The organism is Microlunatus sp. YIM B11417, assembly GCF_059617205.1.
Window position 1 is genome coordinate 516,816 of the sequence record NZ_JCAMPJ010000002.1, and the last position, 23,948, is coordinate 540,763.

General features: G+C 70.4%; 29 protein-coding genes and 1 tRNA gene. 15 read left to right on the forward strand and 15 right to left on the reverse strand.

The features are described 5' to 3' along the window. Nucleotide 1: 1 nt before the first annotated feature. A complete protein-coding gene (locus tag AC6CCG_RS12725; protein ID WP_496654909.1) occupies nucleotides 2–622 on the reverse strand; it encodes a dihydrofolate reductase family protein in 621 nt (206 codons plus the stop codon). A 168-nt stretch (nucleotides 623–790) separates the two neighbouring features. Between AC6CCG_RS12725 and AC6CCG_RS12730 the strand changes: the two genes are divergently transcribed. Further along, nucleotides 791–1,375 (forward strand): dihydrofolate reductase family protein, encoded by a 585-nt coding sequence (locus AC6CCG_RS12730; protein WP_496654910.1) that lies wholly within the window; start codon nucleotides 791–793, stop codon nucleotides 1,373–1,375. A gap of 6 nt (nucleotides 1,376–1,381) precedes the next feature. Here the strand turns inward: AC6CCG_RS12730 and AC6CCG_RS12735 are convergent, their stop codons facing one another. Next, entirely contained in the window at nucleotides 1,382–2,347 is a 966-nt protein-coding gene (locus tag AC6CCG_RS12735; RefSeq protein ID WP_496654911.1) for an ABC transporter substrate-binding protein, read from the reverse strand. A 74-nt stretch (nucleotides 2,348–2,421) separates the two neighbouring features. Between AC6CCG_RS12735 and AC6CCG_RS12740 the strand changes: the two genes are divergently transcribed. The 4 genes from AC6CCG_RS12740 (at nucleotide 2,422) to AC6CCG_RS12755 (ending at nucleotide 5,453) form a co-directional block, all read left to right on the forward strand. Continuing rightward, a complete protein-coding gene (locus AC6CCG_RS12740; protein WP_496654912.1) occupies nucleotides 2,422–3,171 on the forward strand; it encodes a class I SAM-dependent methyltransferase in 750 nt (249 codons plus the stop codon). Then, on the forward strand, nucleotides 3,168–3,716 hold the full coding sequence (locus tag AC6CCG_RS12745; RefSeq protein ID WP_496654913.1) for a GrpB family protein: 549 nt from the start codon (nucleotides 3,168–3,170) through the stop codon (nucleotides 3,714–3,716). Before AC6CCG_RS12740 ends, AC6CCG_RS12745 begins: the two co-directional genes overlap by 4 nt. A 151-nt stretch (nucleotides 3,717–3,867) precedes the next feature. Beyond that, nucleotides 3,868–4,596, forward strand: a complete 729-nt coding sequence (locus tag AC6CCG_RS12750; protein ID WP_496654914.1) for a DUF4440 domain-containing protein — start codon at nucleotides 3,868–3,870, stop codon at nucleotides 4,594–4,596. 23 nt (nucleotides 4,597–4,619) lie between these two features. Next, nucleotides 4,620–5,453, forward strand: a complete 834-nt coding sequence (locus tag AC6CCG_RS12755) for a class I SAM-dependent methyltransferase (protein WP_496654915.1) — start codon at nucleotides 4,620–4,622, stop codon at nucleotides 5,451–5,453. A 22-nt stretch (nucleotides 5,454–5,475) separates the two neighbouring features. Here the strand turns inward: AC6CCG_RS12755 and AC6CCG_RS12760 are convergent, their stop codons facing one another. Genes AC6CCG_RS12760 through AC6CCG_RS12770 form a run of 3 tightly spaced genes read right to left on the reverse strand, consistent with a single transcriptional unit; the run spans nucleotide 5,476 to nucleotide 7,757 of the window. Beyond that, nucleotides 5,476–6,351 carry an alpha/beta fold hydrolase gene (locus AC6CCG_RS12760; protein WP_496654917.1) on the reverse strand — a complete coding sequence of 292 codons (876 nt, stop codon included), beginning with the start codon at nucleotides 6,349–6,351 and terminating at the stop codon, nucleotides 5,476–5,478. 24 nt (nucleotides 6,352–6,375) lie between these two features. Further along, entirely contained in the window at nucleotides 6,376–7,419 is a 1,044-nt protein-coding gene (locus tag AC6CCG_RS12765) for a cation diffusion facilitator family transporter (RefSeq protein WP_496654918.1), read from the reverse strand. Further along, a complete protein-coding gene (locus AC6CCG_RS12770; RefSeq protein ID WP_496654919.1) occupies nucleotides 7,416–7,757 on the reverse strand; it encodes an ArsR/SmtB family transcription factor in 342 nt (113 codons plus the stop codon). Before AC6CCG_RS12770 ends, AC6CCG_RS12765 begins: the two co-directional genes overlap by 4 nt. 112 nt (nucleotides 7,758–7,869) lie before the next feature. On the opposite strand from AC6CCG_RS12770, the gene AC6CCG_RS12775 reads away from it, so the two are divergent. Together AC6CCG_RS12775 and AC6CCG_RS12780 are read left to right on the forward strand one after the other, a co-directional pair. Continuing rightward, nucleotides 7,870–7,944, forward strand: a tRNA-Gly gene (locus AC6CCG_RS12775). A gap of 9 nt (nucleotides 7,945–7,953) precedes the next feature. After that, a complete protein-coding gene (locus AC6CCG_RS12780) occupies nucleotides 7,954–8,175 on the forward strand; it encodes a hypothetical protein (RefSeq protein ID WP_496654920.1) in 222 nt (73 codons plus the stop codon). Nucleotides 8,176–8,447: 272 nt separating this feature from the next. On the opposite strand, the gene AC6CCG_RS12785 is transcribed toward AC6CCG_RS12780, so the two are convergent. Beyond that, nucleotides 8,448–9,110: a class I SAM-dependent methyltransferase gene (locus AC6CCG_RS12785; protein ID WP_496654921.1), complete on the reverse strand. Its 663-nt coding sequence runs from the start codon at nucleotides 9,108–9,110 to the stop codon at nucleotides 8,448–8,450. A 140-nt stretch (nucleotides 9,111–9,250) separates the two neighbouring features. Between AC6CCG_RS12785 and AC6CCG_RS12790 the strand changes: the two genes are divergently transcribed. Then, nucleotides 9,251–9,820: a dihydrofolate reductase family protein gene (locus AC6CCG_RS12790; protein WP_496654922.1), complete on the forward strand. Its 570-nt coding sequence runs from the start codon at nucleotides 9,251–9,253 to the stop codon at nucleotides 9,818–9,820. Here AC6CCG_RS12790 and AC6CCG_RS12795 read toward each other — a convergent pair. The 3 genes from AC6CCG_RS12795 to AC6CCG_RS12805 are packed head-to-tail and all read right to left on the reverse strand — an operon-like array spanning nucleotide 9,792 to nucleotide 12,327. Continuing rightward, the gene (locus AC6CCG_RS12795; protein ID WP_496654923.1) at nucleotides 9,792–10,283 is read right to left on the reverse strand and encodes an NUDIX domain-containing protein; all 492 of its coding nucleotides are present in this window, start codon (nucleotides 10,281–10,283) and stop codon (nucleotides 9,792–9,794) included. The two genes, AC6CCG_RS12790 and AC6CCG_RS12795, sit on opposite strands and share 29 nt — an antisense overlap. Then, a complete protein-coding gene (locus AC6CCG_RS12800) occupies nucleotides 10,280–10,756 on the reverse strand; it encodes a GNAT family N-acetyltransferase (RefSeq protein ID WP_496655400.1) in 477 nt (158 codons plus the stop codon). Before AC6CCG_RS12800 ends, AC6CCG_RS12795 begins: the two co-directional genes overlap by 4 nt. Nucleotides 10,757–10,815: 59 nt before the next feature. After that, entirely contained in the window at nucleotides 10,816–12,327 is a 1,512-nt protein-coding gene (locus tag AC6CCG_RS12805) for a choice-of-anchor A family protein (RefSeq protein WP_496654924.1), read from the reverse strand. Between the two features lie 152 nt (nucleotides 12,328–12,479). Between AC6CCG_RS12805 and AC6CCG_RS12810 the strand changes: the two genes are divergently transcribed. Together AC6CCG_RS12810 and AC6CCG_RS12815 are read left to right on the forward strand one after the other, a co-directional pair. Then, complete coding sequence (locus AC6CCG_RS12810; RefSeq protein WP_496654925.1) at nucleotides 12,480–13,214, forward strand: ABC transporter ATP-binding protein; 735 nt, start codon at nucleotides 12,480–12,482, stop codon at nucleotides 13,212–13,214. Between the two features lie 2 nt (nucleotides 13,215–13,216). Next, the gene (locus AC6CCG_RS12815) at nucleotides 13,217–15,772 is read left to right on the forward strand and encodes an ABC transporter permease (protein ID WP_496655401.1); all 2,556 of its coding nucleotides are present in this window, start codon (nucleotides 13,217–13,219) and stop codon (nucleotides 15,770–15,772) included. Here the strand turns inward: AC6CCG_RS12815 and AC6CCG_RS12820 are convergent, their stop codons facing one another. Next, complete coding sequence (locus AC6CCG_RS12820; RefSeq protein WP_496654926.1) at nucleotides 15,773–17,236, reverse strand: ketol-acid reductoisomerase; 1,464 nt, start codon at nucleotides 17,234–17,236, stop codon at nucleotides 15,773–15,775. 74 nt (nucleotides 17,237–17,310) lie between these two features. On the opposite strand from AC6CCG_RS12820, the gene ilvY reads away from it, so the two are divergent. The 4 genes from ilvY (at nucleotide 17,311) to AC6CCG_RS12840 (ending at nucleotide 19,967) form a co-directional block, all read left to right on the forward strand. Then, nucleotides 17,311–18,168: an HTH-type transcriptional activator IlvY gene (gene ilvY / locus AC6CCG_RS12825; RefSeq protein WP_496654927.1), complete on the forward strand. Its 858-nt coding sequence runs from the start codon at nucleotides 17,311–17,313 to the stop codon at nucleotides 18,166–18,168. A 79-nt stretch (nucleotides 18,169–18,247) separates the two neighbouring features. Beyond that, nucleotides 18,248–18,778: a 2'-5' RNA ligase family protein gene (locus AC6CCG_RS12830; RefSeq protein WP_496654928.1), complete on the forward strand. Its 531-nt coding sequence runs from the start codon at nucleotides 18,248–18,250 to the stop codon at nucleotides 18,776–18,778. 35 nt (nucleotides 18,779–18,813) lie between these two features. Further along, nucleotides 18,814–19,128: a hypothetical protein gene (locus tag AC6CCG_RS12835; RefSeq protein WP_496654929.1), complete on the forward strand. Its 315-nt coding sequence runs from the start codon at nucleotides 18,814–18,816 to the stop codon at nucleotides 19,126–19,128. Between the two features lie 53 nt (nucleotides 19,129–19,181). Further along, a complete protein-coding gene (locus AC6CCG_RS12840; RefSeq protein ID WP_496654930.1) occupies nucleotides 19,182–19,967 on the forward strand; it encodes an inositol monophosphatase family protein in 786 nt (261 codons plus the stop codon). Here AC6CCG_RS12840 and AC6CCG_RS12845 read toward each other — a convergent pair. From AC6CCG_RS12845 to AC6CCG_RS12865, 5 genes are all read right to left on the reverse strand, one after another. Then, entirely contained in the window at nucleotides 19,954–20,532 is a 579-nt protein-coding gene (locus tag AC6CCG_RS12845; RefSeq protein WP_496654931.1) for a TetR/AcrR family transcriptional regulator, read from the reverse strand. The two genes, AC6CCG_RS12840 and AC6CCG_RS12845, sit on opposite strands and share 14 nt — an antisense overlap. Continuing rightward, on the reverse strand, nucleotides 20,529–20,990 hold the full coding sequence (locus AC6CCG_RS12850; protein ID WP_496654932.1) for a nitroreductase/quinone reductase family protein: 462 nt from the start codon (nucleotides 20,988–20,990) through the stop codon (nucleotides 20,529–20,531). The genes AC6CCG_RS12845 and AC6CCG_RS12850 overlap by 4 nt, the downstream gene beginning before the upstream one ends. Before the next feature lie 93 nt (nucleotides 20,991–21,083). Beyond that, nucleotides 21,084–21,716, reverse strand: a complete 633-nt coding sequence (locus AC6CCG_RS12855; protein WP_496654933.1) for a DUF2461 family protein — start codon at nucleotides 21,714–21,716, stop codon at nucleotides 21,084–21,086. A 43-nt stretch (nucleotides 21,717–21,759) separates the two neighbouring features. Beyond that, nucleotides 21,760–22,383, reverse strand: a complete 624-nt coding sequence (locus AC6CCG_RS12860; RefSeq protein ID WP_496654934.1) for a class I SAM-dependent methyltransferase — start codon at nucleotides 22,381–22,383, stop codon at nucleotides 21,760–21,762. Further along, the gene (locus AC6CCG_RS12865) at nucleotides 22,380–23,060 is read right to left on the reverse strand and encodes a TetR/AcrR family transcriptional regulator (RefSeq protein WP_496654935.1); all 681 of its coding nucleotides are present in this window, start codon (nucleotides 23,058–23,060) and stop codon (nucleotides 22,380–22,382) included. Before AC6CCG_RS12865 ends, AC6CCG_RS12860 begins: the two co-directional genes overlap by 4 nt. Before the next feature lie 94 nt (nucleotides 23,061–23,154). On the opposite strand from AC6CCG_RS12865, the gene AC6CCG_RS12870 reads away from it, so the two are divergent. Further along, nucleotides 23,155–23,943: an alpha/beta fold hydrolase gene (locus AC6CCG_RS12870; RefSeq protein WP_496654936.1), complete on the forward strand. Its 789-nt coding sequence runs from the start codon at nucleotides 23,155–23,157 to the stop codon at nucleotides 23,941–23,943. The last annotated feature ends 5 nt before the right edge of the window (nucleotides 23,944–23,948 follow it).

A 23,948-nucleotide genomic window follows, 5' to 3' on the forward strand; every position in this document is an offset into this window, starting at 1 on the left:
CTCAGTTGTCCGATTCCGCGGCGTAGAAGCCGGTCCGGAGTTCACCGTCGCGGACGTACCTGCTCATGGTGACACCGCCGGTCGTCGTCGACGTCGCCGTCAGGGTCAGCCCGCCGGGCAGCGTACCGTCACCGAAGAGCCGCTTGCCGGACCCGATCAGCACCGGAAAGATCTTGATCAAGAACTCGTCGACCAGGTCGTGCCGGAGCAGGGTCTGGATCAGGCCGGAGCTGCCGTGCACCTGGATCTCGCCCTCGCCGTCCCGCTTCAGGCCGGCGACGGCTGTGGCGACGTCGCCGCTGATGATCGTCGAGTCGGCCCAGTCGGCCCGCTCCAGGGTCCGGGACACCACGTACTTGGGCACCCGGTTGAACCGGGCCGCGACCGGGTTCTCGTCGCCCACCTGCGGCCAGGCCGTGGCGAACTCCTGGTAGGTCCGCCGACCCAGCAGCAGCGCCGACAGCGCCGTCGTCTCGTCGCCGCTCGCGTCGAGCAGCTCGGGCACGAACGGCGCCACCCAGCCGCCGTACGGGAAGCCGCCGTCGCGGTCCTCGTCCGGGCCACCGGGACTCTGCATCACGCCGTCCAACGAGACGAACGTCGTCACCACCAGCTTGCGCATGTCGTTTCCTTCCGAATGGGAGCCTTCTCACCTGTACGGCGAACGGGATTCCGGAAATCGACAGGGCGACGGAAGATTCTTCGCGTGAGGTGTCGGATCGCGGCGGACGGCTCCGTACGTAGGGATGAAGCGCGGCAACCGGCCGCCGATCCGAAAGGAGCCCCGATCATGGGACGAGTGTTCAGCCACATGACGATGTCGCTCGACGGGTTCATCGCGAACCCCGAGGACGGCATCGACGAACTGTTCGACTGGTACGCCGACGGCGAGGTCGACTACCCGAGCGCCAACCCCGACATCCGCCTCTCGGCGGACTCGGCGAGCGCCGGGGTGCTGCGGGAGCTGACCGACGTGGGCGTCCTGATCTCGGGACGGCGGCTGTTCGACATCACCGACGGCTGGGGTGATCGACATCCGGTCGGGGCGCCGGTGGTCGTGGTCAGCCACAGCGTGCCCGAGAACGCCGCCGCCCGGTGGCCACGGACCACCTTCGTCGGTGACGTCGCCACGGCCGTCGAGCGGGCCCGCGAGATCGCCGGTGACGGCAACGTGACGATCGCCAGCGCCAGCATCACCCAGCAGGCCCTGGACCTCGGGCTGGTCGACGAGGTCTGCGTCAGCCTGGTGCCGGTGCTCTTCGGCGAGGGCATCCCGTACTTCGCGAAGCTCGATCGCGGCCACGTGCTGCTGGAGGATCCTGTCGTGGTCCAGGGCCGCCGGGCGCTGCACCTGCGCTACCCGGTGCGCCGCTGACCTCGGTCAGGCGTTGGCGAGATCGGCGACCGGACGCCCGTTCAGCGCGTTGGCCAGCTCCGGGACGAGCTTGTCCAGGGCGTAGCTGAGCGCACTCGGCCCCGAGTACGACAGCGCGGCGGCGAGGTTGGACTCGAAGGTGGTGTAGAGCGTCCGGTCCTCCCGGACCACCGCAAGGCTCGCGAACAGGGAGGACTTGATCATCTGCTCCTTGGTGGCGCCGACGACGAACAGCAGGTCGCGATCGAGCAACTGGAGATTCTCCTCGCTCAGATCGCCCTTCTCCGGCTGGGCGTCGAATCCCAGGGCGTCCAGCAGGGCGCGCCGCGGATCACCCTTGCCGATCAGGTAATGACCGCCGTTCTCCGGGCCGAAGTCCTCGACCAGGACCTTGCCGGCGAACTCGGGATGCTCGGTCTTGGCCTGCTCGATCGCATCGATGATCTTGGTCTTGGTCGCCTCGGCCTGGTCCGCCAGCCCGAGGGCCTGCCCGGTGGTGATCAACTGAACGTCCCACGGCGTCTCCTCGTCCGGATGATCAGCCGACTGAACGACGGTCGGGGCGATCTGGGACAGCTTGCCGTACAGCGTCTCGTCGATCGACTCGTAGATCGCGAGGATCACCTCCGGCCGGGCGGCGGCCACCGCCTCGAGATCGATCTCGTCGGCGGCGACCGTCGGCAGCTTCGTTCCGCCGGTCGCCTCGGTGACCCAGGGCAACGTGTCGTAGTTGTCGAACCAGGCCCGGATGCCGACCGGCACAACGCCCAGCGCCAGCACGAAGTCATGATCATTCCAACCGACCGTGACCACCCGCTCCGGCCTGCCGTCGATCACGGTCTCGCCGTACTTGTGCGTGATCGTCCTCCGGTCGGCGGCGGACGGTCCCGCGGCCGGCTCGTCCGTGGTCCGGGCACAGCCGGCCGCCAGCAGTACGGCACCGGCCAGCAAGGCCCGCCGTGTCGTCGCCATGGATCCCCCTTAAGTTAGGCTGGCCTAACTGTAAACCCATGGTGGCCCTGGTTGCCGCTCGGCATACTGACCGGATGGCCGGTCGCTATTACGAGGCGGAGCACGTCGAGGCGTATCGGCGCATCCGGCGGGACGGCCTCCACCAGTGGAACGACCTGCATCCCGGCGACCGCAGCTCCGGTTATGACGACTTCCAAGCCCGCGCCTTCCTGGACCGGGTGCTCCCGGCGGACGGCGCGGGGCGACGGGTCCTGGAGTACGGCTGCGGTACCGGGGCGGCCGCCTGCCATCTGGCCGCGCGCGGCTACCGGGTGGAGGCGGTCGACCTGGTCCCGGACGCGATCGCCCTGGCCCGGCAGTTCGCTGCCGAGCGCGGCCTCGATGTGCGGTTCGCGGTGCAGGACATCTGCCGCTGGCCGGAGCCCGCTGATCGGTTCGACTACGTGATCGACTGCTTCTGCCTGCAGTCGATCGTCACCGACGAGGACCGGGCGGCCGTGCTGGCCGGGGTGCGCGGCCGGCTGCGGACCGACGGGCGCTACGTGATCACGACCGCCCTGTACGACCCCGAGCGCGATTACGGGACCGACGAGTACGACCCGATCACCGGCATCGTCTGGATCCCGGCCGCGCCGTCGGCTCCGGACGCCGTCGAGCGCGCCGGAGGCTGGTGGACTCCGCACCGGCGGCATCTGAGGCCCGAGGCGCTCCGCCGCGAACTGGAACGGCACGGCTTCACGGTGCTGGAGCAGGCCGGGACCCTGGGCGGCGAACTCGTCTGCGCGCCGGCTCCCCGAGGTGACGACCGGGGTCCCTTGTCATGATGATCACCGAGCGGCTGGCCGACCGGTTCCGCACCTCACTGGGGTTGCGTCGTGGGGTGGTCGAGCTCGCGCCGTACGACCCGGCCTGGCCGGTGATCTTCCACGAGTTGATCGCCGAATTGTTGCCGCACCTGCCCGATGCCGTGGTCGCCGTGGAGCACGTCGGGTCGACCGCGGTGCCGGGCCTGCCGGCCAAGCCGATCCTCGATGTGGCGATCGGTGCGCGATGCGATGCCGATGCGCCGGTGGTGACGGCGGCCCTCGAGCGCTTCGGATTCCTGCCGCGGGCCGAATCGGGCGAGCCGGAACTGCAGCGCAACTTCGGGCTGGAGCTGGAGGACCGGGTACGGCTGGTCAATGCTCATCTCGTTCGCTACGGCGGTCCGCCGTGGCTGGCGTACCTGCGGTTCCGGGACCGGCTCCGCGCCGACGAGGTGGCCCGGGACGACTACGCCAAGATCAAGTTCGACCTCGCTCGGCGCTTCGGCGGGGATCGCCAGGGCTACGTGGACGGGAAGACGCCGTTCGTCCGTTCCCACGATTAGTTGAAGTCACCCCAAAATTAGATCTACTCTATTCATGTGGTGGTGCAGAGTGCGCGTGAAGTCGTGACAGCTGCAACTTCCGCCCGGTGGCGAACCGGGTCAGGCTGCTGACCGACGGTCCGTCAGAACCGTTACCGCAAAGGGGATAGAGATGAACACCATCAGCCGTGACGACCTTGTGGCCGCCATCGAGGCCGGGTCCGTGACGGTCGTCGACGCACTGCCGGCGGCGCCGTACGCCCAGCGCCACCTGCCGGGGGCTCTCAACCTGACCATCGAGGAACTCGACCGGGCCTCGACCGTGCTGCCCGACCAGGACGCCGCCATCGTCGTGTACTCGACCGACCCGGCGTGCGGCCGGGCGCCCGAGCTGGTCGAGGCGCTCACGGCGGCCGGCTACCGGAACGTCCGGAGCTATCCGGAGGGGATTGCCGACTGGGCGGCCGCCGGCCTGCCGCTGGAATCCGGCGCCGGTGCGGCCGGCGACGATGATCAGCTTCGCGAACTGGTCGAACGCTGGGCCGAGCTGGAGCGGACCCAGAACGCGGACGGGTTCGCGGACGTCCTGACCGAGCAGTTCACCGGGATCGGTCCGGTCGGGTTCGTCCTGAACGCGACCCAGTGGGCGGATCGGCACCGGGACGGGCAACTGGTCAACCACGCCTTCGACGTGGCCGACCTCGACATCGCCCGGTACGGCGACGTCGCCGTGGTGCACGCTGTGGAGACCCAGCGGACGACGGCCCGGGGTCACGAGAACAACGGCTCGTTCCGGGCCGGCATCACGGCGATCAAGGACGGTGGCGCCTGGCGGATCGCCCGGATCCAATTGTCCGGTCCGATGATCGAACCCGGCCAGCGGCCGCCGTTCGCCCGTTGATCAACAGGAGGTCGTACGCCAGCATGACGAACGTGACCGACGGCGGGCAGCTCGATGATCATGGTCAGCACCAGATCGACGCCGCGATCCAGGGCTACTACGGATCCGGTTTCGACGAGGGTGCCCGGCTGACCACGCGGTCCACGGCGGGCAAGATCGAGTTCCTGCGCACGCAGGAGATCGTCGCCGAGCGGCTGGTGCCCGAGTCGCGGGTCGCCGATGTCGGCGGCGGCACGGGCGTCCACTCCACCTGGCTGGCCGCGGCCGGGCATCGGGTGCGACTGCTCGATCCCGTACCGGAACAGGTGGAGCGCGCCGCGGCGGTCGGAACCTTCGAGGCCGAGGTGGGCGACGCGCGGGAGCTGCCCTGGCCGGACGGCGACATGGACGCCGTCCTGCTGCTCGGCCCGCTGTATCACCTGGCCTCGGCGGAGGACCGGCACCGGGCACTGACGGAGGCGGCCCGGGTCACCCGGCCCGGCGGTCTGGTGTTCGCTGCCGCGATCCCGCGGTTCGTCGCCTTCGGCTCGGCCTGGCTCGGTGACGAGGCGCCCGACCCGTTGCCGTCGCCCATGATCGAACTGCTGGAGCGGGGTGCCTTCCGGTTCGATCACATCCGGTTCCCGGGCGCCCACTTCCACACCGCCGAGGAGTTGATCAAGGAGCTGGAGGCGGCCGGCCTGGTCGAGGTCGAGTGTGAGGGCGTGGAGGGCCCGGCGGGCCCGGCGCTCGAGGTGCGGGGCAGCGCGGACGACGACCTGCTCGAGCCGGCCCTGGCGATCGCCCGCCGGTTCGGCCCGGTCGCCGGGGTGCGTGACCTCAGCAACCATCTGCTGGCCTGGGGCCGGGTCGGCTGAGCCTCGCCGCCGACCGGTGCGATCAGGGCCGGGCGTGCTCGTGCAACCAGGGCAGTACGGCCGCGAGGAACGAGGCGGGCTTCTCGACCTGGACCCAGTGGCCGCAGTCGTCGATCAAGATCAGGTGTGCCGCCGGCATCAGTTCGGCCGCGTGGACGGAGCCGCGCGGATCGACGATCGGGTCGTCGCAACCGTGCACGATCAGGGTCGGAGCGGTGATCGTCGAGACCACCGGGAGCAGATTGTTGATCATGCCGGTGCGGCCGATCGTGGCCTGGTTGTAGCGTCCGTACGCGATGCCGCCGCCGGGGCGCTTCGCCTCCCGGACGAACTCGTCGACCAGGTCGCGGGGCAACCGGTCCGGGTGCCGGACGATCGCCCGCAGCGCCGCGCCGGTGAAGTGTCCGGCCAGCCGCGCCAGCGGCAGCAGCAGCCCGTCCGGGAGGCTCGCGCCGAGCCAGGCCGCGGTATGGACGAGGCGGTTACCGACTCGCGCCGCCAGCCCGCCCGGCGCGATCAGGACCAAGCCGGTGACTCGGTCCGGGGCCAGCAGTGCGAGATTCAGCGCGACGTCGCCGCCCATCGAGACGCCCACGCAGGTCGCGCGCTCCAGCCCGAGCCGATCCAGCACCATGATCACGAACCGGGCCAGTTGCTCCGGCCCGCCGACCGGCTCGATGCCCGCCGAACCGCCGAAGCCGGGCAGGTCGATCGCGACCACCTGCCAGTGCTCGGCCAGGACCGGGAACACCGTGGACCAGGAGATCGCCGCGTTGTCCGTACCGCCGCCGTGGATCAGCACCAGGCTCGGTGGGTCGTCGCTGCCGCCGCGAAGCAGCCGTGCCCGGCCGCCGTCGACGTCGAGGTGGGTCACGGTCGCGCCCTCCGGTATCCCCATCGAGGCATCCTGCCACGGCGGTGATCAGGCCGGGTCCTCCGGGCCGGCGTCGGCGATCGTCCGGATCGACAGTGACTCCAGGTTCCTGACGTGCTGGCGTACCGAACGGTCGGCGGCCGCGGCGATCCGGTTGGCCTCGGCCAGCGTGACCGGCGGGACCACGACGAGCACGTCGCCGTGCAGTCGGTGGCCGACCCAACGGAGCCGGATGTCGGCGACCCGGCTGATCTCCGGGACGTGCCGGAGTGCGTGCTCGGTCCGGTCCACCAGGTCCGGCTCGACCCCGTCGAGCAGGCGGCGTCCGACGTTGCGTGCCGTACCGACGAGCAGCACCATGATCGCCGCCGAGATGACCAGGCTGATGATCGGATCCGCCAGCGGGAACCCTGCCAGCACACCGATCCCGCCCAGCACGACCGCGAGCGAGGTGAACCCGTCCGTGCGCGCGTGAATCCCGTCGGCGACCAGCGCCGCCGAGCCGATCCGCCGCCCGGTGCGGATCCGGTAGATCGCCACGAGCTCGTTGCCGGCGAACCCGATCACCCCGGCCGCGATCACCCAACCCAGGTGATCGAGCGGCCGCGGATTCAGCAGCCGCTCGATGGCCTGCCAGGCCGCGACGACTGCCGACAGGGCGACCACGAGCACGATGAACAAGCCGGCCAGGTCCTCGGCCCGGCCGAGCCCGAAGGTGTACCGCCGGCTCGCCGCTCGCCGGCCCAGTGCGAACGCCACCCACAACGGCACCGCGGTCAGCGCGTCCGACACGTTGTGCACCGTGTCGGCGAGCAGCGCCACCGACCCGCTCGCCGCAACGATGATGCCCTGCCCGATCGCTGTGGCGAGCAGAATGAGCAGGCTGAGCTTGAGGGTGCGGATCCCTTCCGCACTGGCCTCCAGCGCGTCGTCGACCGAATCGGCCGCATCGTGGGTGTGCGGTACGAAGATCTCCCGGAGCATGCCGCGGAGCCCGTGACCGTGATGATGATCATGTCCGTGATCATGGTCGTGATCACGGTGGTGGGCGTGGTGATCGTGATCATGGGCGTGGCGGTCGTGGGCGGTCATGCCTCCACCCCGTGCTCGCCGTGATGATGGCGCGGCGTACCGCCCAGCGAATGCTCGGCCTGGAAGATCGCGTCCGAGACCAGCTGCGCCGCATGCTCGTTCTCGAGCCGATAGAAGATCTTCTGCGCCTGCTGCCGGGTCGCGACGACGCGGGCCAGCCGGAGCTTGGCCAGATGCTGCGACACCGCCGCCGGCGACTTCCCGACCAGCTCGGCGAGATGGTTGACCGACAGCTCCCCGTGGTTGCGTAGCGCCAGGATGATCCGTACCCGGGTGGCCTCCGCGAGCATCGCGAACACCTCGACCGCCAGCTCCACGTACTGGCTGTCCGGGTCCATCCCGCATATCTTCTTATCTGCATCCACACGCAGATTCTTGCATAGGGCGGCGCGCGAGGGGAATGTCAGCCTCGGCCACCGGACCGGTTATGATCGTCACCGCGTCACGCGCGCGGGTGTAGCTCAATGGCTAGAGCCCCAGCCTTCCAAGCTGGTTATGCGAGTTCGATTCTCGTCACCCGCTCCACTTCTTCCGGTGTCTCTCAAACCCTTTGCGCTCGAATCGGGCCTCGAGCAGCGGGCGGACTGGGGCGCGGCGGCTGCTCGCGAGCCCGGGCACCGGCTGCCGATCACATTGGTCGCGGCCAATGGCACCGGCGATGTGGTGGGTGGCGTCGGTGTGGCGGAGCATGATCTGACCGGCGTGTTGCCGCGGGTGGGGCCGTGGATCGTCGGCATGGTGCGGCTGGATCGTTGACCTTGTCGCCACGGTGGCGGCCGCCCGGGTCGGCCGCGGAACCGTGCTGGTCAAGGCCGTCTTGTGATCCAGCGAGCCCGAGCCGCCGACGCCGAGTGACGCAAAGACCCGCCCGGACTGACCCGGACCGGTCAAGGGGTCCACTCGGGCAAGGACGGTTCCGCGGACGGAGCATGTGACACAGAATCGACGTTCACGGCCGCTGCAACGTCGAGAAACCGATACCCCAATGGCGCAAAGTGCAGAATCGTGCCAAACGGGCCGGGCCGGCCCTACTTCCGGGCCCAGATCTTGCAGCCGCGTTTGGTCAGGGTGAGCGGCGTCGCGACCTGCTCGGCGACCAGGGGGTCGAGGTGATGGTGTCGTGCGTAGGTGGTCACTGCGGCGCGGTCGGGCAGGACCAGGTACGGGCCGTCCCAGGTCTCGACTTCCACCGCCCCGAAGATCGACGCGACGATCTGTGGGGCTTCCTCGGCGTCGAAAGTGGTGGCCGGATAGCCGGCGGGTACGAGCTCGGGATCCTGGGCTCGTGACCTGGTGATCGCGAGGAAGAGGCCGCCGGGCCGGAGCACCCGGCGCGCCTCGCTGATCACGATCTGCGGCTCGTCGAAGTGGTAGAGCATGTAGTTGCAGACCACCGCGCCCAGGCTTCCGTTCCGGAAGGGCAAGCGGCGCGCATCGGCGCGGACGACGGGACGGGCCGGGGCCTCGGCCAGCATCGTGGGGGAGGCGTCGAGGCCGATCCAGCGTGATGCCGGCGGCAGTCTTGCCGCGAAGTCGCCATAGCCGCAGCCGACGTCGAGGACCGGGGCAAGCCGCTCGGCGATGAGCCGTCCCGCGCCCTCGTCCCAGTCCGGATCGGCCGCAACCCAGGCGGGGTCCCAGGCCGCGGCGCGTTCCGGATCCGAGTCGAAGTCCGGCTCGATCGCGGTCACCGTCCGGATCCTTCCGCTGACCGCGTTCGTCGGGCAACCAGGTTTCTTCGCGATCGAGGTGTCCGATCGGGACAGGATGGTTCGTCGTAGGGGTGAACGGCGGCTCGGTCGGGCGGCCCACGGTGATCAAGGAGATCAGGATGACGGCGACTTACACGTTCGATGTGCTGGCGACGCTGGACGGCTTCGGGTCGTACGGGGAGGACGGGGACTGGGGCGGCTACTGGGGCAAGCAGGGTCCGGAGTTCCTGGCGCGGCGGCTGGCGCAGTACCAGGCGGAGCAGCGGCTGGTGCTCGGAGCCAACACGTTCCGGGACTTCATGACCTTGATCGGCGACGTCGGGCCGGACGATCCGGTCAACTACCGGATGCGGAACCTGCCGACAACGGTCATCTCCAACACTCTGACCGGGCCGTTCGACTGGGATGCGACGGTCGAGCGCGGGGATGCGGTCGAGATCGTGGCGCGGCTCAAGGAGGAGTCGGAAGTTCCGTTGCGATCACATGGCAGCCTGTCGCTGAACCGCACGCTGATGGCGGCCGGGCTCGTCGACCGGGTCCAGCTGACGATCTTCCCGGTGATCAGCGGGCGGACCGGTACGGAACCGATCTTCGGCGGGGCCGAGGATTTCGATCTTGAACTGATCGAGAGTCAGACGCTGGACGGCCGCATCCAGGAGCTCAACTACCGGGCGACCCGGCACGGATGAGCCCGTTCTCCAGATAGGCGGTGGATCCCTGCTGCCGGGCCGCCAGACCGGCGGCCACGCGCGCAGCCTGCTCCGGGTCGAGGAGCAGGCCGGCTTCGCCGGGACGGACGAACCGGAACTCGGTGACCTCGGCGGGCTGCGTGACGATCCGGTCGATCTCATCGGGCAAGATCATTCCGCCGTCGAAGAGGAAGGCGACCAACTCGGTGACGTCGCCGGCCCGGGCGATCCAGTCGACGGCGAGCAGTCGACCGGGTTCCACCGACAGCCCGATTTCCTCCCGCACCTCACGTCGGGCCGCGGCCCACGGCGACTCGTCCGCTTCGACCACTCCGCCGGGGAGGTCCCAGGATTCCTTGTACGGCGGCTTCAGGACAAGCAGGCGGCCCTTCTGGTCCATGATCAGGCAATCGGCCGCCATTCGCTTGCTGGGCAGCGATTCCGTGAAGTGCAGTGCGGTCATGCCGGGATCTCCTTGGACAGCCGTACGTCCTCCTCCAGATAGCCGAGTGCGCGATAGAAGGCCCGGGCTCGCAGGTTCGCGGCACCGGTGTCGAGCGTCAGTCGACGCAGGCCGTGCGAGCGGGTCCAGGCTTCCGCGGCCGCCACGAGCGCTCGGCCGACGCCCGTCCGTTCGGCCTCCGCAGCCACCGCGAGTTCGCCGAGATAGCCGTCGGTCTCGCCCGAGAAGTGAGTTCGCCGGGCCACACCGGCGAAGCCGAGGATCTGTCCGGCACGCTCCGCGACGAAGGCGGCGGTGTCGGCGTCCGGCTCGGCGTCGGGGTACCCGGTGACCCAGGCGGACACCGCGGCCGCGACCGCCTCGGGGTCGCGCCAGGGCGCCACCCCTTCGGTCAGTCGTGCCGCCAACGCCAGCACGGCGGGTTGGTCGGCTGGGGCGTAGCGGCGGACCTGCAGTTGATCGGCACCTGTCATGGTGATCACGATGGCACGTGATCTGCCTTGCATGGAAGGAGAATCGCCTCTCCGGTACGTCAGCGCCGGCGGCGCCGGCCGATGATCACCAGGGCAGCACCGATGGCCAGCACGGCACCCAGGATGATGAACAGCACCGGGGACACGGTGGCGCCGGTGGACGGCAGTCCGCCGTTGGCGGGCGGAGTGGAGCCCTCCCCGCCGGGGGCCGACGGAGGTGGCGTGTCCGACGGCGGTACGGCCGGGTTGGGCGAGGTGGACGGGCCCGGCGACGGCGACGTGCTGGCCGAGGCGCTCGGGCTCGGCGAATCGCTCGGACCGGGCGGCGTCGGTGATCCGCTCGGGGTCGGCGAAGCGCTCGGCGTGGGCGAGCCGCTCGGGGACGGTGACGGGCTCGGCGACGGCGAAGCCGTGGGTGACGGGCTCGGTGACGGGCTCGGGCTCGGAGAGGGCGAAGGGCTCGGCGACGGCGAGGGCGACGGGCTCGCGGAGCAGAAGGGGAAACGTCCGTTGAACGGGTAGTTGTGCAGCTCGGCGCCGGAACCCCGATGGGTCAGCGAGCCGGCCAAGGCGATCCTGCCGTTCGTGCCGGGCGTCTCGATCACCGTCGCGCCGTCCGGGTTTCCGCCGAGGACCGCGCCCTGGAACTGGGACGGCCCGGTGACGGTGAACGACGTGGCGTCCGGGACGTTCCAGACCAGCCGGGACCGGAGCCGGTTGATCGGATCGGAACCGCCGCCGCTGTAGGTGTTGATCTTGCGCTCGGCGCCGAGCATGTTGACGATCACGGTCGCGTCGGCGGGAATCTCCTGGAACTCCAGGCCCACCGCACCGCCGTCGGCACTGGCCAGATCCTCGTCCACGTTGAAGACCTGGATCGAGCTCATCCCGTCCCCGATGAAGATCACCTGGGAGCCGGTGTTGGTCACGGTGCCGAGCGCGGACTGATCGGCCAGGCACTGCGACAACTCCGGAATCGAGGTGGCCACATCGGCGTACCGGTCGGCGATTCCGGCGTCCTGCCGCGCCTGGCCCGGCGACAGGATGTCCAGCCGCTCCGTGGCGGCGGACTGCCCGTACCGGAAGTCGCCGTAGACCCGTTCGTCGCCGGCGACGGTCCCGATGCCGACGGTGTTGGGGTCCGCGATGGTGACCGTGCCGGCGACGCTGACGAAGTCGCTCCCGTCCGGCGGAACGACACCGCTGCCGACTCCGACCGCTCCCATGTCGTAGCGCGGATTGGCCGGGTCCTTGTTCACATCAAGATCACCGAGCACCACCACGCGCCCCTCGACCTCGGCCGCGTTGCCGCGGACCTGGTAGTCGCCGCCGACGAACACGTTGACGGCGGCGTCGCGGCCGGTGACCACACCGGGAGCCGGATCGGGGTACTCGTCCGGACAATCAGGACCGAGGCAGGGCGGCAGCACCTCGTCGCCGTCCGCCGCCACCGCCGTGGAGTCGATCAAGAACCAGCTGGTCAGGGCGACCAGCAGGCCGGCCAGGGCGCAGCAGCCCAACCAGGACAGGTTTCGACGCCTTCCGGTCGCCGCTGCCGATTCGCCTCGCACCCGCTCCACCCTTGCACACAACGCCTGAGCACGCATCCCTCGGTCCGTGCGGGTGCCGTCCGCCGGTGACCGCGATGCTGGGGTTAGCTCCAGTACGAGCCCGGGGGATCACCGGCCTGTGCCGCCCGCCGTCCCTCCCTAGGGTCGTGATCATGGACTCTGCGGAGGACGTACGGCTGCGATCCGTGACCAAGGTGTACGGCACCGGACCGGGTGCCGTCCGGGCCCTGCGCGGAGTTGATCTTGACCTGCCCGCGGCGACGTTCACCGCCGTGATGGGGCCGTCCGGATCCGGCAAGAGCACCCTGTTGCACTGTGCGGCGGGACTGGACCGGCCGACCGCCGGCTCGGTCTGGCTCGGTCCGGTCGATCTGGCCGGGCTCACCGAGACCGAGCTGACCGAACTGCGCCGGTCCAAGATCGGCTTCATCTTCCAGGCCTACAACTTGATCAACGCGCTCACCGTGGAGGAGAACATCACTCTGCCGCTTCGGTTGGCCGGAGCGAGGGCGGACCGGGCCTGGCTGGCCGAGATCGTCCAGCAGGTCGGCCTTGCGGAACGGGTCCGCCATCGGCCGAACGAACTGTCCGGCGGCCAGCAGCAGCGGGTGGCCATCGCGCGCGCCCTGATCACCAGACCGGCGGTGATCTTCGCCGACGAGCCGACCGGTGCCCTGGACACCCGGACCGCGGCCCTGGTGCTGGACCTGTTGGCCCGGTTGGTCCGGACGCTCGGCCAGCGGGTGTTGATGGTGACCCACGACCCGGTGGCGGCCTCCCGCGCCGACCGGGTGGTCTTCCTGGCCGACGGCCAACGGGCCGGCGATCTCATCCGGCCGACCCCGGACGAGGTGGCCGAACGGATGACGAAGCTCGGTGAGTGGTGATCATGATCAAGCTGGCGCTGCGTACGCTGCGCGGCCGGGCCGGCGGCTTCGTCGGAGCCTTCGTCGCCCTCTTCGCCGCCTCGGCCCTGCTCACCGCTTGCGGCCTCCTGCTGCAGTCCGGGCTGACCTCCGGTGCCCCGCCGCAGCGGTACGCCGGCGCACCGCTCGTGGTGGGTGCGGACCAGACCCTTCAGGATCCGAACGTCCCGAACCGGGCGTTCGGGGGTCGGGTCCGGGTCCCCGCCGGACTCGTCGGGACGGTCGGCGCCGTGCCGGGCGTGCAGTCGGCCATCGGCGACGTCGGCTTCCCGGTGCTCCCGGCTCGGGACGGCAAGATCATCGATCTCGGCCGGAGGTCGATCATCGGCCACGGCTGGGCATCGACGGAACTCGGGCCCTATCCCTTGGTCGATGGGCGGGCACCGGCCGCCGCCGACGAACTCGTTCTCGATCGGGGAGCGGCCGAGGCTCTCGGCCTCAGCGTCGGTGAGCGGCTGACCGCCGGTCTCGGCGGGATCGGCCGCGACTACCGACTGGTCGGCATCGTCGCACCGGGCCTCAACCAACCGCGCGAGTGGGGCGCCTACGTCACCGACGACGAGGCCCGCCGGCTGAGCGGGCATCCCGACCAGGTGGACGCGATCGGTGTGATCCCCGAACCCGGCGCCGATCTCGGGATGCTCGAAGCGGCGCTGCGGGACGCGGTCTCGGCAGACGGTGCGAAGGTGTACGCCGGCGATGAGCGCGGTCTGATCGAATTCCTCGATCTGGCGCTGGCCCGCGGGAACCTGGTCGGAATCGCCGGCTCGTTCGGCGGCGTCGCGCTGATGGTCGCGCTGTTCATCGTCGCCGGGACGCTGGGACTGCAGGTCCAGCAGCGCCGCCGGGAGCTCGCGCTGCTCCGGGCCGTCGCCGCGACGCCGCGGCAGGTGCGCCGGCTGATCGCCCTGGAGAGCGTGATCATCGCCGTCGTTGCGGCGCTGCTCGGGCTGCTCCCCGGCCTGCTGCTCAGTTCCGTGCTCCGGGACGCGTTCGCCGCCATCGGCGTGATCCCGGCCGACTTCATGATCACGATCGGCCCGGTACCGCTGCTGGTCGCAGTGATCCTCTGTCTCGGCGCGGCGCTGATCGCCGGTCTCGCCTCCGCCCGCCGGGCGGCCCGGATCCGGCCCGTCGAGGCGCTCGGTGAGGCCGCCGTGCAGAGCCCGCGGCTCGGCGTACCGCGTGCCTTGGTCGGTTGCCTGCTGCTGGTCGGCGGGCTCGGTCTCTCCCTGCTCCCGTTGATCATCGGCGGGGACGCGGCGACCGGTGCAGCGGCGATGTCGGTCATCCTGCTGGTGATCGCCGTCGCCCTGCTCGGGCCGCGGCTGGTCGCCGTCGCCATCCGGCTGTCCGGACGGCTGATCCGGCGCAGCGCACCGGTCGGCGGCTACCTCGCCGCGGCCAACACCGCCGCCGACGCGCGACGCCTGACCTCGGCGATCACGCCGCTGGTGCTGGCGATCGCGATCGCCTCCGTCCAACTCTTCACCGGCACCACCCGGATGGCCGTCGCCGCCGACCAGGCCAGGGCCGGTCTGGTCGCCGACATCGTCATGAGCGGGCAGGCCGGACTGACACCGCGGTTCGCCGAACAGCTGGCCGCCGATCCGAACGTCGCGGCCGCGACCCCGGTGATCCGGTCCCAGGTGATCGCGGAGTACGTGCTGCCCGGGGCACGCAACGCGTCCCGGCGGTCCTTCGGCGCCCAGGGCGTAGCGCCGAACGGCCTCTCGCAGACCGTCGAGCTCGATGTCCGGTCGGGCAGCACCGACCACCTGGTGGGCGACACGGTCGCGCTCAGCCAGACGGCGGCCGAGGTGTTCGGAGCGGGTGTCGGTGATCGGATCCGGCTCCACTTCGCGGACGGAACTCCGGCCAACCCTGCCGTGGTGGCGATCTACGGCAACGGGCTCGGGTTCGGCGACGTCACGCTGCCCCGGGACCGGCTGCTCACCCACAGTCCGTACAGGCTCGACGACCTGATCCTGATCACCGCGGAACCGGGCGCGCTGCCCGAACTGCGGGCGGCGCTGGACCGACTGGCCGCCGCTCATCTCGGCGTCACGGTGCTCGACCGGGCCGACTTCACGGCGGCCCGGCACGGGGAGTTCGAGCAGCAGAACCTGGCGACGATGATCTTGCTGTCCGCGGTGTTCGGCTATATCGCCATCGGCGTCGCGAACACACTGGTGATGGCCACTGCGGCGCGTCGGCGCGAGTTCGCCCTGCTCCGCCTGGTCGGCGCGCAGCACCGGCAGGTGATCGGGATGGTGCGGGCCGAAGCTCTCGTCGTGATCATGATCGCGGTCCTGCTGGGCACCGTCGTCGCCGTACCGCCGCTGGTCGGAGTCAGCCTCGGCCTGACCGACCGAGCCGACCCGTGGCCCGCCGTCGACCCGCTGACCTATCTCGCGATCATCGGGGCGACGGCGGCGATCGCCGTACTCTCCATGATCATTCCGGCCCTGCGGGTGCTGCGCGACCGCCCGGTCGAGGCGATCGGCGGCCGGGAATGATCAGGAGACCGAGATGTCCACCGACGGCCGGAGCTTCGCGGCAACCGCCAGCGCCTCGTGTACGGGGTTGTCCAGGAATCCCTTGATCAGGGCCGGTTCCGCCGGCCGGTCGAGCGACGGCAGGGCGAGCTGCTCGTACGCCGCCTGGAACCGCGGTCCCCAGCGACGGGTGCCCAGCCGGGCGGTCCGGGAACAGTTGTCCACCATGAAGGCGACGTCGCGCGCGTGCATGTACGGCAGCAGGGAGTCGACCGCCTCGATGATCGACTCGTTGACGATCTCGGACCAGGCGTGCCCACGCTCGGCGAACTCGTCGACCTGGGCGATCATGGTCGCCACGAACAGGCCGGCGGTGACCGGGTCGACCGGGACCGGGTCGCTGTCCCGCAAAGCGTGCGCCGCCTCGCTGTGCGTCCACATGGGACTGCCGCCGATCTTGGACATCGGCCGGGTCGCCAGCCTGCCGTCGGCCAGGATCACGCTGCGCAGTTCGGTGCCGTCGGCCACCTCGTCGTAGATCTCCGCGATGATCTCCCGGGCCGGCCCGTACCCGGCGGCATAGGCCCGATCGAACCGATCTTGATCGCGGTCGGACAGCCCGGCGCGGACGGCGGGCAGGCCGGACTCGGAGATGGTCCGGGCGATCGGGCCGGTGACCGACTCGGTCGAGCGGCGGTAGGCGGTCACCGGATCGGCGCCGTCGAGCAGGAACTGCCGGTAGAGCGCCTCGACCAGCCCGTGCACGGCGCCGAGCAGGATCCCGCGCTCGCCGACGATGTCGGACCGGTACTCGTCGGCGAGCGTCGTCGCAAAGGTGTACGGCGAGCCGAGCCCGACCGACCAGGCCAGGGCGCGGTCGGTCGCGTGGCCGTCCGGATCCGCGTGCACCGCGATGCTCGCGTTGATCCCGGCGCCGTTGATCGTCGCGCCCTGCTCGTACAGCCGACGGACCGAATCGCCCATCCCCTTGGGGCAGACGGCGATCACCGGGTGCCCGGCCGGGAAGTCGCTGCCGATGGCCTTCAGGTGTCCGAGCAGGAAGCCGTGCGAGAGGCCGATGGTTGCGCCCGGCTTGAGTACGCCGAAGATCTTCTCGTGTTGCTCCGCCAGGGCGGCGTCGGCGATCAGCAAGATCACCAGGTCGGAGTCGGCGGCCACCGCCAGCCAGTCGCCGAGGGTGCCGTTCTCCTCGGTGAAGCCATGGCTGCGGGCGTCCCCGGCCGAGGCGGACCCGGGCCGCAGCCCGACCGTCACGCTGATCCCGGTGCCGGTCAGCGAGTCACGCAGATTCTTGGCCTGGGCGCGACCCTGCGGACCCCAGCCGATCACGCCGATCCGCCGGACGCCGTGCAGCGCCTCCGGAAGCAGCGGGAAGAGGTCCCGGCCGCCGCGCAGGATGGTCTCGGTGCCGCTCGGAACGATCATGGTCTCGGTGCTGAAGATCGCCGACGTGAAGGTGCTCATGGCTGCAGTCAACGCCCGGTGCCATCATTCCGACAAGCGCAAGAATCGCATCGCACCGTTGCGGAGAGTGAAAGATGGAGCATCGTGAACTGGAGCTGTTCCTGCATCTGGCCGGCACCCTGAGCTTCGGCCGGACCAGCCTCGAGTGTCACGTCAGCGCGGCGACGCTGACCCGGACGATCCAGCGGCTGGAGCGGCAGGCCGGCGCCCGGCTGTTCGACCGCGGGCCGCGGGGTGTCGCGCTGACGGCCGACGGGCAACGCTTCCAGGCGTACGCGGAGCAGACGCTCACCCTCTGGGCCGACTTTCGCGCCGGCGGCGGAGAACCGGCCGACCTGTCCGGGGAGCTGCGGCTGTTCGCGACCGTGACGGCCTGCCAAGCCCTGCTGCCGGAGCTGCTGGCACCGGTCCGTGCCGCCCATCCGCAGCTCCGGCTGGACCTGCGGACCGGGGACGCGGCGACCGCCCTGGCCCGGCTCGACGAGGGCGAGGTGGACGCGGCGGTCGCCGGCATCCCGTCCCGGCTGCCGCAGACCATGATCACCAGGACCGTGGCGGTGACCGAACTGGTGCTGGTGATGGCCCGAGGGTCCCGGCGCCGCCTCGACCCGGACGACCCGCCGCCGTTCGTCGTACCGGCCCGTGGGCTGGTCCGGGAGGCCGCCTTCCGCTGGTTCCGCCGGGCCGGGATCCGGCCCGTGATCGCCGCCGAGCCGGACGGGCACGAGGGTCTGCTGGCCCTGGTCGAACTCGGCTACGGGACGGGCATCGTGCCGCGGCTGGTGCTGGAGCGATCGACCTCGGCCGATCGGCTGACCGTGGTCGCGGTGAAGCCCGCGCTCGAATCGCACACGATCGGGCTCTGCGTGCGCCGGGCCGACCTGCGCCGTCCCGTGATCGGCGCGCTCTGGAGCCTCACTGAGACGGCCTGATCGGCGGCTGACTGGGGACGATCCCGCCGGGTGCTGCGATACGGCTCGGGCACGGTCCCGGATGTGGTTCAGTGTGCGGGTGGCGAGTTCGTTCGAGACGGCGCTGTTGCTGGCCTGTCCGCGTGCGGTTTCGGCGATTTCCGAGGCCGCGGCGGGTACCGCCGAGGGCCTGTTCGCCCACGTGACCGTGCTCTATCCGTTCAAGCCGTCGGACGAGATCGACGACGATGATCACCGCAAGCTGGGACAGATCTTCGGCGGCACGGAACCGTTCGTACTGCGCGGCAGTCGGACCGGCTGGTTCGGCGACCGGGTCCTCTATGTCGCCCCGGACGATCCCGCGCCGATCATCGCGCTGATCGGCCGGGTGACCGCCGCGTATCCGGAACTGCTCCCGTACGGCGGCGAGTTCGTCGAGGTCGTGCCGCACCTGACCGTCGCCATGGAGCGGCCGGTCGAGGAGCTGCGCGCCGCGGAGCAGCGGGTCCGGGCCAGGCTGCCGTTCGAGCAGCCTCTTGATCATGTGGAACTCTGGGCGGGCCCGGCCATCGACAGCACGGCGGGTGCCGCGGGCTGGCGCTCGCTCCGCTCGTACGGCTTCGGTGTGTGATCCCCGCCTCCTCGACTGTTGCCTACGGTAGTCCGATGAGTGATCCCCGTCATGATCGATTCGCCCAGCTGTACGCCATCGCCGACCGATACGCGGCCCGCTTCCCGGAAGGCAACACACCCCTCGGCTACCTGGCTCGGCTGACCGAGGAACTGGGCGAGATCGCGGTCGAGGTGCAGGGGCTGGAGGGCGCCCCGGCGAAGATCGCCAAGCACGGCGAGGGTGAGGTGACGGCCCTGGCCGACGAGGTCGAGGACCTGCTGCACACCGCCCTCGGGCTGCTCCGCTACTACGGCGCGGAGACGATCTTCGAACGGGTCGTCGACCGCGAGTTCGCCAAGACGATCTGAAGCGCTCACCACCCGGTCGCCGGCCGTCGGGGCGAGGCCGGGAGGATGGGAGCATGACGGATCTGGCTCAGTGGCACGCGATCGCGGAGGAAGCCGCGGCGACCGGTGGGCGGCTGTTGCGGGAACGGCAGGTGGGCCGCGTCACGGCGAAGAAGGACCGGGACTACGCCTCCGAGCTGGACGTCGCGATCGAGCGTGCGGTGCGGGAGCAACTGGCGGAAGCGACCCCGGACTTCGGGTTCCTCGGCGAGGAAGAGGGCAACCACGGCGCCACGGGCGGGCCGACCTGGGTGCTCGACCCGGTCGACGGGACCTCGAATCTGGTCCACGGGCTGCCGCTCTGCGGGGTTTCGCTGGCACTGCTGGACGAGGGACGTCCGGTGATCGGCGTGATCGAACTGCCGTTCCTGGGGGAGCGGTTCACAGCCCGCGAGGGGTACGGTGCCAAGCTCAACGATCAGCCGATCAAGGTCTCGCCGGCCCTGGACCTGGCCGAGATCATGATCAGCATCGGCGACTTCGCGACCGGGCCCGGGGTCGAGGAGGGCAACGCGCGCCGGTTGGCGATCATGGGCCGGCTGGCGAGCCGGGTGGAACGGATCCGAATGCTCGGGTCGGCGGCGATCGACCTCGCCTGGGTGGCGGCGGGCCGGCTCGGGGCCAACGTCCTGCTGTCCAACAAGCCGTGGGACGTGTCGGCCGGCGTGATCATCGCGCGCGAGGCGGGTGCGGTCGTGGTCGACGCGGACGGGAGCGATCACGGTCTGGAGTCGTCGGCCACGATCGCCACGTCGCGCGAGCTGGTCGGCCCGCTGATCGAGTTGATCAAGACTCCATGATCGCCGTGAACGCCCGTACGCCTGCGGACCAGGTCCGGTCCAGCTTCGACCCGGCCAGGAACCGCTGGTCCAGCTCGAGGATCATCGTCCCGTGCGCGAAGGACCAGAGTGCCTGCGCCGCGTACGGCTCGCCGGCCGCCCGGTAGAACGGTTCGCCGGCCCAGTTCTCCAGACCGTCGACCAGTTCCGACCGCGGGAAGTCGGCGGCGGTGATCAATCGGTAGAGGTTGGGGCGATCCTGGCCGTGCTTCCGATAGGCGCCCAGCAGCGCGGCGATGGGGGTGCGGCGGCCGGGGTGATCGAGCGCGTCGTGCAGCACGTCGCCGCTCTCGAAGAGTCCGGCCTCGACGACCAGGGATTCCAGGGATCCCTTGCCGGGCAGGTGTTTGTAGAGCGACGGTGCCCGGATCTCCAGCCGTTCGGCGATCCGCCGCATCGTCATGGCGGCCCGGCCCTCCGCCTCCAGCAGGTCACGAGCCGCCGCAACGATCTCAGCCGTCCGCGGCGGCAGTTCCCGAGGCGTGGGGCGGGGCGCCACGCGCTCGAGGGCTTTGGGGCTGCTCATGCGTCCCGGCGCTCCAGCCGGAAGGCCGGGTGTCTCGGCGCGATCCGGCGCAGCTCGGACTCGGGCGAGTCGGCGTCGACCCCGTCGAAGAACACGCCGACCTCGGCCTTCCACTTGCGCAGGTACGCCTTCAGCACCGGCAGCTTGTCCTCGTCGTCCAGCTCGACGGCCAGCCAGTGCTCCCGCCGGTTGCCGAGCAGCAGGTCCAACCGGCCGCCGTCGGCCCGGACGTTGCGGACCCACTGGGCCTGCCCGCGCGGCGCCACCAGGTAGGGCTGATCGTCGAACCGCAGCAGGTTGACCGGGACCCGCCGTGGTTCGCCGGTGGACCGGCCGCGGGCCTCGAGGATGCGTGATCCCCAGACGCTGAGGCCCAGCCGGGTCAGGCCGGCGATGGCCGGGTTGAAGATCCGGCGGGTGATCCAGCCGGGTTCCCGGTAGTACGTCGTGGTGGTCATGATCGCTCCGTCTCACTTATCGGCTAACGCTGTTAGCGCAACTGTAGGCTAACGATGTTAGCCAGGCAAGTGGTGCGCGGAGTTCAATGTCCTTCAGGGCTCGACGGGGAGGCCGGCGACGTGGTCGCAGAACCACTCGAGCAGCGGGCGAAGCTCCTCGGCGGCGGTCTGGACGCGGTCCAGCGCCGTGCCGTCGTACAGCCAGGCGCCGGTTCCGAGCCGGCGGGCCGCGATCAGCGAACGGTGCCGGAGCAGTAGGGCTCGCGGGTGATCGGGTGGGTAGCCGCGCGGCACCCGGACCATCACGTCGCCGCCGACCGTGAAGGATCGCCGCTGCAGCGTTCGCACGGCACGGTCGAGCTCTGCGCCCGGGCTGCCGGAGACGGCCTCGCGGTACCGGTCCCGCTGCTCCGGCGGCGCGTACCACCAGGCTCCCTGGACGCGGAGGCCGTCCAGATCGAGGCTGATCCCCAGCTCGACGTTGCGCTCGAGCCGGATCGCGGAGCCTTGGCGCTGCCAGGCGGGCACCGTCGTCGCGTACCGCCAGACGGAGTGGTCGGCGTAGGCCGGATCGCGCTCGGCCAGGTCGCGCAGCAGTTCCACCATCGGCGCCCGGACCAGCCGCTCCCGCTCCGGTCGAACGGCCTCCCGCTCGCTCGGCGACGGATCGCCCTCGAGCCGGGCCAGGACGTCGAAGGCCTCACGCGGCCAACCGGAGAAAGCCATGCCTCGATGCTGCCAGCAGCCGCTGACAGCGGCCCGAGATCGATCAGGCGATCCGGATGACCGCCCACTGGTAATGCCGGTCGGTGCCATCGTCGGGCCAGGTCTCGAACCGCTCGACGGCGCCGACGCTGCTGAGCATGCGGCGCCGATGATCATCGTCCGTGGTGGCGAAGTAGCGGCCGCCGAACTCGTTCGTGTAGATCCTCTCGTCGGGTGTCGGACTGCCCCAGACCCCGACGGCGAGCGGTGCTCCGGGTCGCAGCACCCGGGCCAACTCGGCGACGGCGCGAACTTGATCATCCGGAGCCAGGTGCATCAGGGTGCTCATCGTCCAGGCGGCCTCGAAGGTCCCGTCCGGGAACGGCAGTTCCAGCGCCGATGCCACCTCGGCCCGCAGCCCGAGGCTTCGGCAGTACGTGACGGACTCGGGCGTCAGGTCGACCCCCGTGTACGCGAGCCCGGCGGCCGCGAAGGCGCGGCCGTCCTGGCCTGCTCCGCAGCCGACCTCCAGCACCTCGCTCCGCTGCTCGGCCCGGACGAGCTCGATGAACTCGGCCCGCAGGTCGTCCCGTCGCCCGGCGTGCACCCGTCCGGCGCGGGTCTCCACTTCCTTGGCGTAGAAGGTCCGGAGTTGGGCCTCGCGCTCGGTTCGAAGATCATCCGTCATGCCCTGGACCTCGTTCTTGATCGTTTCGCGGCGTGGGTCCCCTCAGTGTGGCAGGCGGCCAGGAAGAAGCGCACCGCGTCGGCGACGTGGCGGCGCAGCTGGGCGCGGGTCGGGATCGCCTCGTCGCCGAGCAGCATGCCGCGGTTGAGCGGCGCGGCCATGATCAACCAGTTGAACCGCTCGGCCTCGTGGGCCGGGTCGTCGATCATCAGCAGCCCGCGCTCGCGGAGTTCGGTGAAGAGGGCGGTCAGCTCGGTGATGGCCCGCTTCGGGCCGCGCTCGTACAGCACTCGGGCCAGCTCCGGGAAGCGGCCGGCCTCACTGATCACGATCCGGCGCAGCTGGAGCACTCGCGGCTGCAGCACGATGATCAACTGGCGCTCGGCGTACTCCCGGAGCAGGGCGTCGACGTCCGGATCGTCACCGATGTCCGGCCGGTCCTTGTGCACCTGGTCGCCGGCCGTGTCGGTGATCGACGTGACGATCTCGACGAACAGGGCCTCCTTGCTGCCGAAGTGCTTGTACACGGTCTGCTTCGATGTCTTCGCCTCGGCCGCGATCAGATCCATGTTGGTGCCGAGGTAGCCATGGGCGAGGAAGATCGTGCTGGCCGCGTCCAGGATCGCCCGGTGCTTGCGATCGGACCGGGTCTCGGTTCCGGCGGCTGCTCTCGGCATCGTGATCTCCTCGATCTCGGCTGCTGTTGCCAGAAGTGTACTGGACAGTCTAGTCTCGACGTCAGTACTGGACGGTCTAGTTTTGGGAGGACTGATGACCGAGTTCATGACCACGCCGCTGGGGGACCGGATCGCGTACGACAAGCGAGGCAGCGGGCCGGGCCTGGTGTTCGTCGCCGGCGCGGGCCCGTTCCGGGCGATCGACCCGTGGACGACCGAGACCGCCGAACGCGCCGCGGCGTCGGGCCTGACCACGGTCGTGTACGACCGGATCGGGCGCGGTGAGAGCGAGGGGGCCGGCCGGATCGGGCTGGATCGCGAGCTGGCTGCGCTCACGTCCTTGATCGAACTCGCCGGCGGCCGCGCCGTGCTCTGCGGACATTCGTCGGGTTGCGCGATCTCGCTGGCCGCGGCGGATCGCGGCCTGCCGGTCGCCGGCCTGGCGTTGTGGGAGGCGCCGATCGCGCCCACCGGCCGGACGGCGGGCTGGATCGAGGAAGTGGGGCGGCGGATGGACACGGGTGATCTTGAGGGTGCGCTGGCGCACTACATGAAGGACATGCCGCCGGAATGGCTGGCCGAGTCGAAGAAGGACCCGATGTATCCGGCCTTCGTGGCGCAGGTGATCAGCTACCGGGCCGACGGCGAGGCACTGGTCTGGGCCGACTCCCGCCCGCACGCCGAGGTGTTCGCCAAGATCAGGATCCCGGTCCAGATGATGTACGGCGAGCAAACGTTCGATGAAATGCCGGTTGCGGCCGACTCCGTCGTGGCGGCGATTCCGGGCGCGATCAAGAAGGAGTTGCCCGGGGCGAACCACGCCTGGGCGCCGGAGCCGATGGCCGCCGAACTCGTCGAGTTCACGCGGGCGGCGGTCGGCTGAGGCTC